The sequence below is a fragment of the Xanthobacter aminoxidans genome (assembly GCF_043193615.1).
Classification (GTDB): Bacteria; Pseudomonadota; Alphaproteobacteria; order Rhizobiales; family Xanthobacteraceae; genus Xanthobacter; species Xanthobacter aminoxidans.
Genome location: NZ_JBAFUS010000001.1, coordinates 767,898 through 781,571 on the forward strand (window position 1 = coordinate 767,898; position 13,674 = coordinate 781,571).

Annotated in this window: 14 protein-coding genes and 1 other RNA gene; 12 read left to right on the forward strand and 3 right to left on the reverse strand. The window is 69.2% G+C overall.

What is annotated here, in order from left to right:
• Window positions 1-89: 89 nt before the first annotated feature.
• Complete coding sequence (gene tkt, locus V5F74_RS03495; protein WP_029557880.1) at window positions 90-2,096, reverse strand: transketolase; 2,007 nt, start codon at window positions 2,094-2,096, stop codon at window positions 90-92.
• A gap of 373 nt (window positions 2,097-2,469) precedes the next feature.
• Here tkt and V5F74_RS03500 point away from each other — a divergent pair, with 373 nt between their 5' ends.
• From V5F74_RS03500 to V5F74_RS03525, 6 genes are all read left to right on the forward strand, one after another.
• Window positions 2,470-2,775, forward strand: a complete 306-nt coding sequence (locus V5F74_RS03500; protein WP_051460620.1) for a DUF4164 domain-containing protein — start codon at window positions 2,470-2,472, stop codon at window positions 2,773-2,775.
• Between the two features lie 4 nt (window positions 2,776-2,779).
• On the forward strand, window positions 2,780-3,163 hold the full coding sequence (locus tag V5F74_RS03505; protein ID WP_024279734.1) for a cell division protein ZapA: 384 nt from the start codon (window positions 2,780-2,782) through the stop codon (window positions 3,161-3,163).
• A 54-nt stretch (window positions 3,164-3,217) separates the two neighbouring features.
• A non-coding RNA gene (ssrS, locus tag V5F74_RS03510) (6S RNA) lies at window positions 3,218-3,372 on the forward strand.
• A 62-nt stretch (window positions 3,373-3,434) separates the two neighbouring features.
• The gene (locus tag V5F74_RS03515; protein WP_394006293.1) at window positions 3,435-4,016 is read left to right on the forward strand and encodes a 5-formyltetrahydrofolate cyclo-ligase; all 582 of its coding nucleotides are present in this window, start codon (window positions 3,435-3,437) and stop codon (window positions 4,014-4,016) included.
• 42 nt (window positions 4,017-4,058) lie between these two features.
• The gene (locus V5F74_RS03520) at window positions 4,059-4,880 is read left to right on the forward strand and encodes a TIGR00282 family metallophosphoesterase (protein WP_029557877.1); all 822 of its coding nucleotides are present in this window, start codon (window positions 4,059-4,061) and stop codon (window positions 4,878-4,880) included.
• Between the two features lie 168 nt (window positions 4,881-5,048).
• The gene (locus tag V5F74_RS03525; protein ID WP_024279737.1) at window positions 5,049-5,795 is read left to right on the forward strand and encodes a YebC/PmpR family DNA-binding transcriptional regulator; all 747 of its coding nucleotides are present in this window, start codon (window positions 5,049-5,051) and stop codon (window positions 5,793-5,795) included.
• A gap of 96 nt (window positions 5,796-5,891) precedes the next feature.
• On the opposite strand, the gene V5F74_RS03530 is transcribed toward V5F74_RS03525, so the two are convergent.
• Window positions 5,892-6,332, reverse strand: coding sequence for a MerR family transcriptional regulator (locus V5F74_RS03530; RefSeq protein WP_394006295.1), 441 nt, complete (start codon window positions 6,330-6,332; stop codon window positions 5,892-5,894).
• A 596-nt stretch (window positions 6,333-6,928) separates the two neighbouring features.
• Between V5F74_RS03530 and V5F74_RS03535 the strand changes: the two genes are divergently transcribed.
• The 4 genes from V5F74_RS03535 to ruvA all read left to right on the forward strand — a co-directional run bounded on the left by V5F74_RS03535 (window position 6,929) and on the right by ruvA (window position 11,190).
• On the forward strand, window positions 6,929-9,523 hold the full coding sequence (locus V5F74_RS03535; RefSeq protein WP_394006297.1) for a hypothetical protein: 2,595 nt from the start codon (window positions 6,929-6,931) through the stop codon (window positions 9,521-9,523).
• 64 nt (window positions 9,524-9,587) lie between these two features.
• Window positions 9,588-10,097 carry a crossover junction endodeoxyribonuclease RuvC gene (gene ruvC, locus V5F74_RS03540; protein WP_024279740.1) on the forward strand — a complete coding sequence of 170 codons (510 nt, stop codon included), beginning with the start codon at window positions 9,588-9,590 and terminating at the stop codon, window positions 10,095-10,097.
• 30 nt (window positions 10,098-10,127) lie between these two features.
• A complete protein-coding gene (locus tag V5F74_RS03545) occupies window positions 10,128-10,559 on the forward strand; it encodes a DUF1772 domain-containing protein (protein WP_081762672.1) in 432 nt (143 codons plus the stop codon).
• 10 nt (window positions 10,560-10,569) lie between these two features.
• Complete coding sequence (ruvA, locus tag V5F74_RS03550; RefSeq protein ID WP_024279742.1) at window positions 10,570-11,190, forward strand: Holliday junction branch migration protein RuvA; 621 nt, start codon at window positions 10,570-10,572, stop codon at window positions 11,188-11,190.
• Window positions 11,191-11,195: 5 nt separating this feature from the next.
• Here the strand turns inward: ruvA and V5F74_RS03555 are convergent, their stop codons facing one another.
• The gene (locus tag V5F74_RS03555; protein WP_029557873.1) at window positions 11,196-11,726 is read right to left on the reverse strand and encodes a flavin reductase family protein; all 531 of its coding nucleotides are present in this window, start codon (window positions 11,724-11,726) and stop codon (window positions 11,196-11,198) included.
• Window positions 11,727-11,894: 168 nt separating this feature from the next.
• On the opposite strand from V5F74_RS03555, the gene ruvB reads away from it, so the two are divergent.
• Both ruvB and V5F74_RS03565 read left to right on the forward strand, forming a co-directional pair.
• On the forward strand, window positions 11,895-12,926 hold the full coding sequence (ruvB, locus tag V5F74_RS03560; RefSeq protein ID WP_029557872.1) for a Holliday junction branch migration DNA helicase RuvB: 1,032 nt from the start codon (window positions 11,895-11,897) through the stop codon (window positions 12,924-12,926).
• Window positions 12,927-12,984: 58 nt separating this feature from the next.
• Window positions 12,985-13,617, forward strand: a complete 633-nt coding sequence (locus tag V5F74_RS03565; RefSeq protein WP_024279745.1) for a TetR/AcrR family transcriptional regulator — start codon at window positions 12,985-12,987, stop codon at window positions 13,615-13,617.
• Window positions 13,618-13,674 lie beyond the last annotated feature (57 nt).

Below are 13,674 nucleotides of genomic sequence, written 5' to 3' on the forward strand. Positions count from 1 at the left end.
CCGGCTTGAAGCCCGGCCTCCCTGAATTGCGTTGCGCGCCCGCGGTTCACCCGCGGCGCGGTCCTCTCGCGCCCGCCGTGCGCCGAACCTCAGGCCTGCCGGAGCTGATCGAGCGCGCGCGCCGCGACCTGCTGGGCAGTAATGCCGAAATGGGCGTAAAGCTCCTTTGCGGGCGCGCTGGCGCCGAACGATGTCATTCCCACGAAGGCGGCGTTCGAACCGACGATAGCGTCCCACCCCATGCGGATCGCGGCTTCCACCGCAACCTTGGCCGGAGCGTCCCCGATCACCTTTGCCCGCTCTGCGGCGGGCCTTTCGAGGAACAGTTCGAACGAGGGGATGGAGACGACGCGGGTGGGAACACCCTGCGCCTCCAACAGCTTGGCGGCTTCAACCGCCAAGGACACTTCCGAGCCGGTGGCGAACAGGCTCGCCTGCGCCGGCCCGGACGCAGCGAGGATTTCGTAAGCGCCTTCCGCCGACCGGTTCACGGCCGTGGCGTCGGTGCGCAGGAGCGGCAGGTTCTGGCGCGACAGGATGAGCGCCGAGGGCCTGTCGGTGGACTGTAGCGCAATCTGCCAGCATTCCGCCGTCTCCACCGTGTCGCAGGGGCGCATCACGAGGAGGTTGGGAATGGCGCGCAGCGCCGCGAGGTGTTCCACCGGCTGGTGGGTGGGGCCATCCTCGCCGAGGCCGATGGAATCGTGGGTGAGCACGTGGATCACCCGCTCGCCCATGAGGGCCGCGAGGCGGATGGCCGGGCGGCAGTAGTCCGAGAACACCATGAAGCCGCCGGAGAAGGGGATGAGCCCCTTGTGCAGCGCCATGCCGTTCATGGCGGCAGCCATGCCGTGCTCGCGCACGCCGTAATGGATGAAGGAGCCGGAGAAGTCGTCCGGCGTCACGGACTTCGCGCCCTTGGCCTTGGTGTTGTTGGAGCCGGTGAGGTCGGCCGAGCCGCCCACCATCTCGGGCACCGCCGGGGTGATGAAGTCCAGCACCATCTCGGACGACTTGCGGGTGGCGACCGCGCCGCCGTCCTTCACTGCCTTTTCCTTGACGGCGACGATGGCGCCTTCCAGCGCCGCGGGCAGCGTGCCAGCGACCCGGCGCTCGAATTCGGTACGCTCCTCGGCCGGGCGGGCGGCGAAGCGGGCTTCCCACGCCTCGCGGGCGGCACGGCCTGCGGCACCGGCGGCACGCCAGCCGTTGAGCGCATCCTCGGGCACCACGAAGGCCGGCGCTTCCCAGCCGAGGGCGGCACGGGTAGCGGCGATTTCCTCGGCGCCCAGCGGCGAGCCGTGGACCTTCTCGGAGCCGGCCTTCTTGGGAGAGCCGAAGCCGATGGTGGTGCGGCAAGAGATCAGGGTCGGCCGGTCGGACGCCTTGGCAGCCTCGAGCGCGGCGAGGATGGCTTCGGGATCATGCCCGTCCACGGCTGCGGTCGCCCAGCCGGAGGCGGCGAAGCGAGCGAGCTGGTTGGTGGAGCCGGAGATGGAGGTGGGGCCGTCGATGGAGATCTTGTTGTCGTCCCACATGACGATGAGCTTGGACAGCTTCAGGTGGCCGGCGAGGTCCGCCGCCTCCTGGCTGATGCCCTCCATCAGGTCGCCGTCGGAGGCGAGGACGTAGGTGTAGTGGTCCACCACATCCGAACCGAAGCGGGCGGCGAGCAGGCGCTCGGCCATGGCCATGCCCACGGCGGTGGCGATGCCCTGCCCCAGCGGGCCGGTGGTGGTCTCGATGCCTTCGGTGACGAAATTCTCGGGGTGGCCGGGCGTCAGCGAGCCGAGCTGCCGGAAGCGCTTGATCTCGTCGATCGTCACCTTCTCGTAGCCGGCGAGGTGCAGCACCGAATAGAGCAGCATGGAGCCGTGGCCGGCGGAGAGCACGAAGCGGTCGCGATCCGGCCAGAACGGACGCGAGGGATCGTACTTCAGCACCTTCGTGAACAGCACGGTGGCGATGTCCGCCGCGCCCATGGGCAGGCCCGGATGGCCGCTGTTGGCGGCCTCGACGGCATCGATCGCGAGGAACCGGATGGCATTGGCCAGACGGTCGTGACTCGTGACGCTGTCGCTCGTGCGGCTGGACATGTTCCCGTATCTCCGGTGCCGGCGCTCATGGCAGCCGGCCGGCTAGAGGCAGTAGGGTTTCACGGGCCCGGCGGCCCGGGTCCGTCGGCAATGCTGGCACGACCACCCGGACCCGGGGCCGGCCTTTGAGCCGCCTTGTACCAAGGCTCACTGCGCTGTCAAACCTGCCTGATCTCCTCGCGTCAAGGCGACGGGCATGGAGCCACCCGCGCTGCATCGTCGCGGCGACGCAACATAAGGGATGAGCGCGCGTGCGCCGCGCGGGCCGGCTCGCGCCTCGGTTGCGGGTTGCCTCGTCACGGCGCCGCATTCATGTTGACAGACTGGAAAGAGCGGCGTTCCGCCGCCCGTCCGACTCGGCTAAAGTCTCGTCATGTATGCGCTGAAGCAACGCCCGCCGCTGCAGGACGCCCCCATCGAGGCGGCGACCCGGCGCCTCCACGCCGCGCTCGACGCGCTGACCGACGCCATCGATCGCCGGCGCGACGCCGATCGCCATCAGGAGGCTTTGCTGGCCCAGCTCCACGCCCTCGGCAATGACCGCGCCCGGCTCGCCGCCGAGCTGGACGTGGCCCAGGCGGAGGCCGGCGAAGTGGAAGAGGCGGGGCGCGAGATCATCCGCCGCCTCGACGTGGCCATGAGCACCATTCGCGACGTGCTCGCGACCCACGGCGGCTGAGGCGATGCCGCACGTCTCCGTCACCATCGCAGGCCGGCAATACAGGATGGCCTGCGACGAGGGGCAGGAAGAGCACCTCATCCGCCTCGCCCGGGACATCGACGACCGCATCACGCAATTGCGCGGCGCGTTCGGCGAGATCGGCGACCAGCGCCTCGTCGTCATGGCCGCCATCACCATCGCGGACGAGCTGGCCTCGGCGCGCGGCCGCATCCGGGCGCTGGAAAGCGATATCGAGAGCCAGCGTGACGCCCGCGCCTCCGCTATGGCCCGCATCGAGGCCAGCGAGGAGGAGGTCGCCCGCACCATCGACGCCGTGGCCGAGCGCATCGAGCGCCTCGTGGCGGAACTCGCCCCGAAGGAGCGCGGAACGGTGGGGATGGGCTGAAGCTTCGGGCCGAAGGGACTGGCGCCGCGTCCTTTTCGTCCCTACATTGGGAATGCGGGGCTGCGGGGCTCGTTAGGAGACATTTCCCCGGGGCCTTATCGATCCTTAAGGGAGCTGTCCCTGACCTTGCCTCCGGGCTTGGACATATGGCGCCCACCTACGTTGTAGGTTTCCCGGGATCGACCTCCGACGGCTTTTGTGGCTCCGCACGTCTTCCCTTCATCCACACGCTTCAAACGACATGGCCTGTGAAGATGCGGCCGGCGAAAGTATGGCCGCCGAGAAGAAGCGCCTGCGCCTCCTGGCCCTCGGACGGCGCGCGGCCATGGGGCCTCAGGCCCGCGCCGCTGCATCCGAAGCCGCGGCTCGGCAGGCCTCCGCCGCTCTGGGCGACATCTCCGGCCTGACCGTCTCTCTCTTCTGCACCTTCCGCGATGAGATCGACACCGCCCCGCTTGCGGCTGAGCTGCGCGCCCGGCGCTCCCGGCTCGCCTTGCCTGTCATCCTCGGCCGCGACCGACCGCTGCTGTTCCGACTGTGGCGCGCCGAAGACGCGCTGATCCCCGCAGGAGCCTTCCGCATCCCCGAGCCGCCCGCCCATGCCGAGGAGGTGGTTCCGGACGCGCTGATGGTGCCCCTCGCCGCCTTTGACCGGCGCGGCTTCCGCATCGGCTACGGCGCCGGCTTCTATGATCGTACCCTTGCGCTTCTGCGTGCGCAGCGCCCTGTCCGGGCTCTGGGCTATGCATTTGCGTGCCAGGAGGTCGAACAGGTTCCCGCCGAACCCCATGACGAGCCGGTGGACATGATGATAACGGAAAGGGAATCTTTCAGCGTGACGGCGCGGCCCTGACGCCCGCCCGCTGCCCCTCGATCGTGCTTGCCGGAAAAGTTCATGCGCATTCTGTTTCTTGGCGACGTCGTCGGCCGCTCGGGCCGCGAATGCGTCGTGTCGCACCTGCCGGGCCTCGTCGCCCAATGGTCCCTCGACCTCGTTGTGGTGAACGGCGAGAATGCCGCCGGCGGCTTCGGCATCACCGAGGCGATCTATGATGAGCTGCGCGCCGCCGGCGCCGACGCCATCACGCTCGGCAACCACTCCTTTGACCAGCGCGAAGCCCTCGTCTTCATCGAGCGCGCCCCCGCTTTGGTGCGGCCGCTGAACTATCCGCCCGGCACGCCCGGCCGCGGCGCGGCTCTGGTCGAAGCGCGCAACGGCGCGCGGGTGCTAGTGCTGAATGTCATGGGCCGCATCTTCATGGACCCGCTCGACGATCCCTTCGCCGGCCTCGACCGCGCGCTGGACGGCGCCACGCTGGGCGAGATGGTGGATGCCATCGTGGTGGACGTTCACGCCGAGACCACCAGCGAGAAGCAGGCCATTGGCCATTTCTGTGACGGCCGCGCCTCCCTCGTGGTGGGCACCCACACCCATGTCCCCACCGCCGACTACCGCATTCTCTCCGGCGGCACCGCCTACATGACCGATGCCGGCATGTGCGGCGCCTATGACGGCGTGATCGGCATGGACAAGGAGGAGCCCCTGCGGCGCTTCACCCGCAAGCTCGCCTCCGGCCGGTTCGAGCCGGCGTCCGGCCCTGCGGCGCTTTCGGGCGTCGCCGTTGAGACGGACGACCGGACCGGCCTTGCGGTGAAGGTCGCAGCCGTGCGCCTCGGCGCCGGGCTTGAGCCGTCCCGGCCGACCTTCTGGGACTGACGCCCCCTGCCCTAGCGGCAGGAAAAGCCCGGCAGCGCCATGCTGCACCCGCTTCCTTGCCCTTTTCCCGTCGGCCCGCCTATAAGGCCGGCTCCAGTCAACAGGATCGGTCCGGGCGGCGCCGCTTGCGCGGCGCGCGGGGCGGGTCCGCACAACGGGACGGTGGCCATGGCCGGGCATTCACAATTCAAGAACATCATGCACCGCAAGGGGCGGCAGGACGCGATGCGTTCCAAGCTGTTCTCCAAGCTGGCGCGCGAAATCACGGTCTCGGCCAAGATGGGCCTGCCGGATCCCAACATGAACGCGCGCCTGCGCGCCGCCATCCTCGCGGCCCGCGCCGAGAACATGCCCAAGGACAATATCGACCGCGCCATCAAGAAGGCGGCCGGGGCAGACACCGAGAATTACGACGAGATCCGTTATGAGGGCTACGGCCCGGGTGGCGTCGCCGTGATCGTCGAGGCGCTCACCGACAACCGCAACCGCACCGCCTCGGAAGTGCGCTCCTATTTCACCAAGTCGGGCGGCAACCTCGCCGAGACCGGCGCGGTGTCCTTCATGTTCGACCGGGTGGGGCGCATCGAGTATGCCCCCGGCAAGGCGGATGCCGACACCATGATGGAAGCGGCCATCGAGGCCGGGGCGGACGACGTGACCTCCAGCGAGGACGGTCACGAAGTGATCTGCGCCGCCGAGAGCCTGGCGGAAGTGCAGCGGGCGCTTGAGCAGAAGTTCGGGGAACCGAACAAGGCGGCCCTCGTCTGGCGGCCGCAGAATACCGTGGCGGTGGACGATGAGACCGGCGAGAAGCTGATGCGCCTCGTCGAGACCCTCGAGGACAATGACGACGTGCAGACCGTCACCGCCAATTTCGAGCTGTCCGACGCCCTGCTGGCGAAGCTCAGCGCCTGATCCGGCGCCAGTTTTTAGGAAAATGAGCGCCCGGCAAGGCCGGGCCGCTCGCATTCAGGTACCCTGAGAGGCGGCACAGCCGCCTCTCCTCAGGCCTCAGGCGGCGAACGCCGTGGCCATGGACTTCAGCTCGGCAATGGCGGTGTCGATCTCGCCGCGCTGACGCTCGAGCTGGGCGATCTGCGACAGGCAGCGATCGCGCGACAGGGACAGCTCGCTCTCACCACCCTCATGGGCCGCCACCAGCGCCCGGATCTCCGCCAGGGTAAAGCCGAGGTGCTTGCCCTTCAGGATGACCGCCAGACGCTTGCGATCGGATTCGGAATAGAGCCGGGTCATGCCGTCGCGGCGGGGCGAGATGAGGCCCTTGTCCTCATAGAAGCGCAGGGCGCGCAGGGTGATCCCGAACTCACGGGAGAGGTCGCCGATGGTGAAGACCACGCCCTCGCGGTAGGCCTCAGCAGCCACATGAGCCTGCGAAGGAATGACGGATCCCAGTCCGTGGTCGAAAGTCTTCTCGAACGTGTTGGCGTCCATGCCTCAATTCCCCTTATCGCGATCCTGTCCGTGGCACGGACGGATGGCCTGTGGCGACCTGTCGTGGTTGCAGCGCCCCCCACGCACGCAGCGTGCGCTTCCCCAGGAGCGGAACCGGCTGTCTCGGGCAGGCTGGAATGAACCAGACCGGACCGGAGGTGCCGCTGCGCCACTATGCCTACCGTCGTGATGACGGACTGGGGAGGTTCTGAGGGATACCGTAGGGGAAAGTAACAGTTACAACTCAATTAGATCATATACTTATGAGACCACACCAAATGCGGTAATGGCAAAGGTCACGCTTCGCGAGGTTGCCGCTGCGGAGGGTGCGGCAGACGTATGGGGGACGTTAGGGCGTGCTACCTGACCGAGGTGGAGCCCTGCGCAGCCTGCTCCAGCGACAGGCGCTCCTGTCCACGACAAGCTGGACGACCTCGCGTGGCTGCCTTTCCCCGCGATTTCCACCGCCGCGCCGCAGCGGTGGTAATTAACCGGCGATTTACCTTGATCCGAAATTCTGTGCTGAGGACATCACCGAATCGGGGCATGGTACTTTGACACCTCAAGGTCATCCGTTCGCCCCGCGGGAGGCCGGAATGGAGCGTTTTGAGCGCACGGCCCGGACACGCAAGGGCTTCGAGGGCCATCACGGCTTCGATCCCTATGCGCAGGCCGAACAGCCGGACGTCCCCGCATGGGACGTCTTCGATCTTCCCGCTTCGGCAATCGAAGCTCTCCGGGGGGAAATCGGCATTCTGCGCGAACGTCTGGCGACGGCCGCCCCCAAGCGGGCCGTCACCGAGATGGACCGCGCGATCACGCTTCTCTCTCGCCGCGTCGACGATTTGCGCGAGGCTGGCGCGACCCGTGAGGGATCGGACCAGGCCATCCTCGACGAACTCGCCTCCATTCGTGGCAGCCTTGGCGAGGTGGGGCGCAACGAGCGCTTTTCCGAGCGCTTCAAGGTGGTCGAATCAGGCATCGATGCCCTCGGCCGCAAGATCGATCTTCTGGGCGCCCGTGCCGTGGACCCGGTGGAGGTCGCCCGCCTGCAGAGCCAGATGGGGGAAATGCGCGATCTCGTGCAGCGCCTCGTCACCGGTCCGCAGGGACAGGACGCCATGGCGAAGCTGGCCCAGCGGCTCGGCGCCTGCGCCGAGAGCGTTGCCTTGGCCGGCGAGCAGGCAGCACAGCGCCTGACCGACGCGGCCGGCGATTTCGAGCGGAATGCCGATGCCCTGCTGCGCCGCTTCGCGGACCTGGAAGCCCGCGGCCGCGCCGGCGATTCGGAGGCAACCGAGCGCCTGCGCGCCTCGCTCCTCGAATCGGTCAACGGTGTTCATGCCCGGCTCGATCGCATGTCCGGGCAGATCGCCGATCAGGCGGCGAGCGTCTCGCCCGCGCTCGGCCTTGAAATCTCGCAGCGGCTCGGAGCCATCGCGGCGCGCCTTGCCGCGGCGGAGGAAAGTGGCCGGTCGGGCAGCTCCGTCGTCGATGCGATGGAGCGGCACCTGTCCGGCCTGTCGGACCAGTTGCGCCAGACTCACGACCGGCTCGGCCGCCTCGACGAGATCGAGACCGGCCTGCGGCGCCTGAGCGAGGAAGTCCGCAACGTCCGCGAGGATACTCGCTCGGTCGCCAACGAGGCCGCCGCGGCCGTGGCGGCCAAGGTGTCCGACAATCCGGACGGGGCCGCCGTGCTCGGCTTGAAGCGCGGCCTTGCCGCTCTCGAAGCCCGCCAGGACGAGATGGAGCGCCGGGCCGGCGAGCTCATGGCCGCCGAGCTGGAGCAGCAGCTGGACAGCATTTCCGTTGCCCTCGCCCAGGAGGGAGACGGCACCTACGCCCCCCGGTCCACCGCGGGACGGGCGCCGGCCCAAGAAGCGGCCCAAGACGCAGCCCATGAAGCGGCCTATGAGGAGGCCACCTATCAGGAGGCCGCGTACCAGGACGCGGGGTACTATCAGGAGCCGTCCTACGAGGAGGCGCCCCAACCCCACGCCTCCTACCAGGAGCCGGAATTCCAGCCCGCTCCCGAGATCCGCGCCGAGGATGCCGCCCCCCAGCCGCAGCGCCGCGCCTCGGGTGACGCCACCGAGGCCGACGCCCTCGAAAGCGCCCTTCGCGCAGCCGCGACCGACGTGCCGTGGCCCCGCCCGAACCGCCGCGTCGATTGGGGCACGCCCCCCGCGCACGCAAAGGAAGCGGAGGAGGAGCGTCCGCGCCTCGAAAAGCGCGCCCGCAAGGCGGAGAAGGCCCGCGAACGCCGCCCACACGCGCCGGGCGTGTTCGCCGGCCTGTTCGCGCGGCGCCGTCACATTGCCATGGTGGCCCTGATCGCGGGGGCGACCACTGTTTTCACCGGCCTCAGCGTGGGCATGGCCGTGCGCAACGGACCGGAGATCGTCACCGGGCTGACCGAAGCCCTGCGCCGGCTCGCCGCACCTGCCATCGCCGGGGTGGCTCCGACAGAACTCCCGCCGGCCATCGGCCCGTCCGCCTTGCAGACCGCCGCCCGCGACGGCGATCCCGCCGCTGCGTTCCTCGTGGCCGGCCGCTATGCGGAAGGCCGCGGCACGGACGTCAATCTCGATGCCGCCACCAAATGGCTCGGCTATGCGGTGCAGCGCGGGTCCGCCCCGGCCGCGCTCAGGCTCGGCGCACTCTATGAGTCGGCCGGCAAGGACATGGGCGAGGCGCGGCGGTTCTACACCTGGGCCGCCGAGCAGGGGAACGTGCGCGCCATGCACGCCCTCGCCATGCTCCTGTCCGAGGGCACCCTCCCCGACCTCAACGGCAAGCCCGACTGGGCCGGCGCGCTCAAGTGGTTCCGCACCGCCGCCGATCTCGGCCATCGCGACAGCCAGTACAATCTCGGCGTCATCTATGCCCGCGGGCTCGGCGTGAGCGCCGACGCGGCGGAAGCCTGGAAGTGGCTCGATCTCGCCGCCCGGCAGGGCGACGAGGACAGCGCCCGCAAGCGCGACATCCTGAGCCGCGACGCCGATCCCGCCGTGCTGGCCAAGGCCCAGCAGGCCTCCGCCGCCTTCGTTCCCGCGACGCCGGTCGCCGCCGCCAATACGGTGACCATCAAGCCGGAATGGCAGGAACAGGCGCCCGACGTCGTGGCCAGCGCCACCCCGGCCAAGGCCGCGACGCGGGTCGCAAGCTCTGCCGGCACCGCGCACTGAGGGATGGGATGCCGGTCTGCGGCATCCCCTTTCCCCGGTCCGCCCGCTGGCGCACCTTGGCCCCATGGACCTGAACGCGATTCGCATCCTCGGCCTCGACCCGGGCCTTCGCCGCACGGGCTGGGGCGTCATCGACGTGCTCGGCTCGCGGCTCTCTTTCGTCGCCTGCGGCACGATCCTCCCCCCCGAGGCGGGCGAGATGGCCGAGCGGCTGGCCTTCCTGCATCGCGGCCTGGTGGACGTTCTCCTGCGCTTCGCCCCGGCCGAGGCGGCGGTGGAGGAGACGTTCGTGAACATGAACCCGTCATCGACCCTGAAGCTCGGCCAGGCCCGCGGCGTCGTCATGCTCGCCCCGGCGCAGATGGGGCTGCCCGTTGCCGAATATGCGCCCCTGCTGGTGAAAAAGAGCGTCGTGGGCGCCGGGCGGGCGGAAAAAGCGCAGGTGCGCATGATGATCGGCATTCTCCTGCCGAAGGCGACGCCCGAGACCGACGACGCCTCCGATGCCCTCGCCATCGCCATTACCCATGCGCATCATCGTGGCGCGGCTGCGCGTGCGCGCGCGGCGCTGTAAACTCCCCCGCGACCCCGGGGGATATTCGCCATGATCTATGGACAGCTTGCGCTCGTCACGGCGGCCGTCTTCACCGGCGCCGCCTTCTATATCAATGCGGTGGAGCAGCCGGCGCGGCTCATGCTGCCGGACGGCGCGGCGCTCGCCCAGTGGAAGCCGGCCTATCGGCGCGGCTTCGCCATGCAGGCGACGCTGGCTCTGGCCGGCGCCCTGCTGGGCGCCGCCGCCTTCGCCACGGACAATGATTGGCGCTGGCTCGCCGGCGCGGTGCTGATGCTCGCCAACTGGCCGTTCACGCTGGTCGGCATCATGCCCACCAACCGGGCGCTCATGGGCGCGCGGGAAGAGGAAGCCGGGCCGCACACGCGCCGGCTTATCGCCAACTGGGGGCAACTGCACATGGTCCGCACCGGCCTCGGCGCCCTCGCCACCTTCGTCTTTTTCACCGCAGCCACGGGCTGAAGGGTCGCACATGATCGGGAAGCTCAAGGGCGTGGTGGACGAACTCAACGAGGACCACGCCATCATCGACGTGCATGGCGTGGGCTATCTCGTCCATTGCTCCGGCCGCACCCTCTCCGCCCTGCCCCGGGCGGGCGAGGCGACGGCGCTGTTCATCGAGACCCATGTGCGGGAGGACGCGATCCGCCTGTTCGGCTTCGCCTCGGCGGCGGAGCGGGACTGGTTCCGCCTGCTGCAGGGCGTGCAGGGCATCGGCACCAAGACGGCGCTGGCGGTGCTCTCCACCCTCACCGCCTCGGAGCTGACCCAGGCCATCGCGCTGGGCGACAAGACCACGGTGGCGCGCGCCCCGGGCGTCGGCCCACGGGTGGCCACCCGCATCGTGACCGAGCTGAAGGACAAGATGCCGGGCTTCGGCGCAGGCTCGGTTTCCCTCGCCGACATCGGCGGCGCCCCGGCGGCGGCCCCGGTCGCCGGTGGCGCGGCAGCGGATGCGATGTCCGCCCTCGTCAATCTCGGCTATGGCGCACCCCAGGCCAACGCCGCTATTGCCGCCGCCTTGCGCTCGGCCGGTGAGGACGCCAAGACCGAGACGCTGATCCGCCTCGGGCTGAAGGAGCTGGCCAAGTAGGACGCTCACGGCATCCGCGAGGCGATCTTCAGTTCCTCGCCATCGACCGAGAAGGTGCCGTAGCCTCGGTGATGAATGGTGCGCGGCGCCTTCTGCGCCGGGTCGCGCCACGCCTTCACCACCTCCAGCACGAACAGGTTGAAGCGGTTGACGAGGCGCGTCTCCACCACGCGGCATTCGAGGTTGGCGAAGCACTCCGCCACCAGCGGCGCCTGAACCAGCGCTGCGGGAACGGGCGTGAGCCCGACCGTGGAGAACTTGTCCACCTCTTCGCCGGAGCAGTTGCCCACGGCCACCACCTTCTCCGCCAGCGCCACGGCGGGAATGGCGATGACGCATTCCTTCGTGGCGCGCAGCGCCCTGAAGCTGAAATCGGCGGACGAGACGATGCAGGCGATGAGCGGCGGGGTGAATTCCACCATCATGTGCCAGGACATGGCCATGACGTTGGCCCGCCCCCGCGCCGCCGTCGTGAGCAGGACCACCGGCCCCGGCTCGATCAGCTTGTAGACCTCCGCGAGCGGAAGCTCCTTCATGGCACGGCCCATGGCGACCTCCTGAGGTGGAGGTGGCAGGTTTCCACATGCGGCCCGCGCCCGCATTAATCCAGATCACGCCCGGGAGGTCCGTTCCCCTTCCGTACCCGGCCGGCAGGCACTACAGTCGCGCGAGTCGCTGGTCCCGAGGCGCGCAAGGCTCTCGTCATGAACACCCGCCTCCTCTCGGGCGAAAAGCGCGGCGATGATGCCGCCGATTCCACCCTGCGCCCGCAGCTCCTGTCGGAGTTCGTCGGTCAGGCGCAGGCGCGCGCCAATCTGGAAATCTTCATCAAGGCGGCGCGGGCGCGCGGCGAGGCGCTGGACCACGTTCTGTTCGTGGGGCCGCCCGGCCTCGGCAAGACCACGCTGGCGCAGATCATGTCGCGCGAGATGGGCGTGGGCTTCCGCTCCACCTCCGGGCCTGTCATCGCCAAGGCGGGCGACCTTGCCGCCATCCTCACCAATCTCGAAGAGCGCGACGTGCTCTTCATCGACGAGATCCACCGTCTCTCCCCGGCGGTAGAGGAAATCCTCTATCCGGCCATGGAGGATTACGAGCTGGACCTCGTCATCGGCGAGGGCCCGGCCGCACGCTCGGTGAAGATCTCGCTGCCGAAATTCACGCTGGTGGGCGCCACCACCCGCTCCGGCCTCCTCACCACGCCGCTGCGCGACCGCTTCGGCATTCCCGTGCGCCTCCAGTTCTACACGGTGGAGGAACTGGAGAAGATCGTGGTGCGCGGGGCGCGGGTGATGGGCATCGCCATCGCCCCGGACGGCGCCACCGAGATCGCCCGCCGGGCGCGCGGCACCCCGCGCATCGCCGGCCGGCTTCTGCGGCGCGTGCGCGATTTCGCGCTGGTGGCCGAGGCCGAGCGGATCGATCGCAAGATCGCCGACCGCGCCCTCCTCGCCCTGGAGGTGGACGCCGCCGGCCTCGACGCCATGGACCGGCGCTATCTCACGGTGATCGCCGAATTCTACGGCGGCGGACCGGTGGGCGTGGACACGCTGGCTGCTGCCCTGTCCGAGCCGCGCGATGCCATCGAGGAGATCGTCGAGCCCTTCCTCGTGCAGCAGGGCTTCATCCAGCGCACCCCGCGCGGGCGGATGCTGACCGGCGCCGCCTTCCGCCACCTGGGGCTTGCGGAGCCGCCCTCCGTCAAGCAGATGCCGCTGTTCGACGAAGGCGATTGAGAGGGGCGACTGACGGACGAGTCGACGGCAGCCCGCGCGGAATGTAAAGCACATTGACATGAGCTGGACCCGGAACGGCGAAACGCGCTCCTACCATCACGGCAACCTGCGGGAAGCCCTGATGCAGGCCGCGCTCGACCTCGTGGCTGAGAAAGGTGTCGCCGGCTTCACCTTCGCCGAGGCGGCCCGCCGCGCCGGGGTGAGCCCTGCCGCCCCCTACCGCCATTTCCGCGACCGGGACGAACTCCTCGCAGCCGTTGCCACCGCAGGGTTCGACCGACTGACCGAGACCTTGCAGGCCGCTTGGCAAGGCGGGCGCCCCAAGGCGTCGGAAGCGTTCGAGCGGGTCGGCCGCGCCTATCTCGCCTTCGCCCGCAGCCGGCCGGCAGAATATGTGGCCATGTTTGAATCCGGCCTTTCTCCCGATCGTCACGAAGGTTTGAAGCAGGCGGGAGACAAGGCTTTCGGCGCACTGCGCGAGGCCGCCGAAGTTCTGGTCTCTCACATTCCCGGCCCCGGCCGCCCGCCCGCTCTGATGGTGGCGCTGCACACCTGGTCCCTCGCCCACGGCGTTGCCTCGCTGTTCGGCCGCGCCGATGGCGGACGGCGCAAGCTGCCCATGGACCCGGACGACCTTCTTGAGGCCGGATTCCTCGTCTATCTGAAGGGCCTCGGCGCCCCCTCCGAGTGAGGCGTCGGCAGGCGCCCATTGACAAGAAGCGTCCTGCGACCTATCTATGTAAATGTT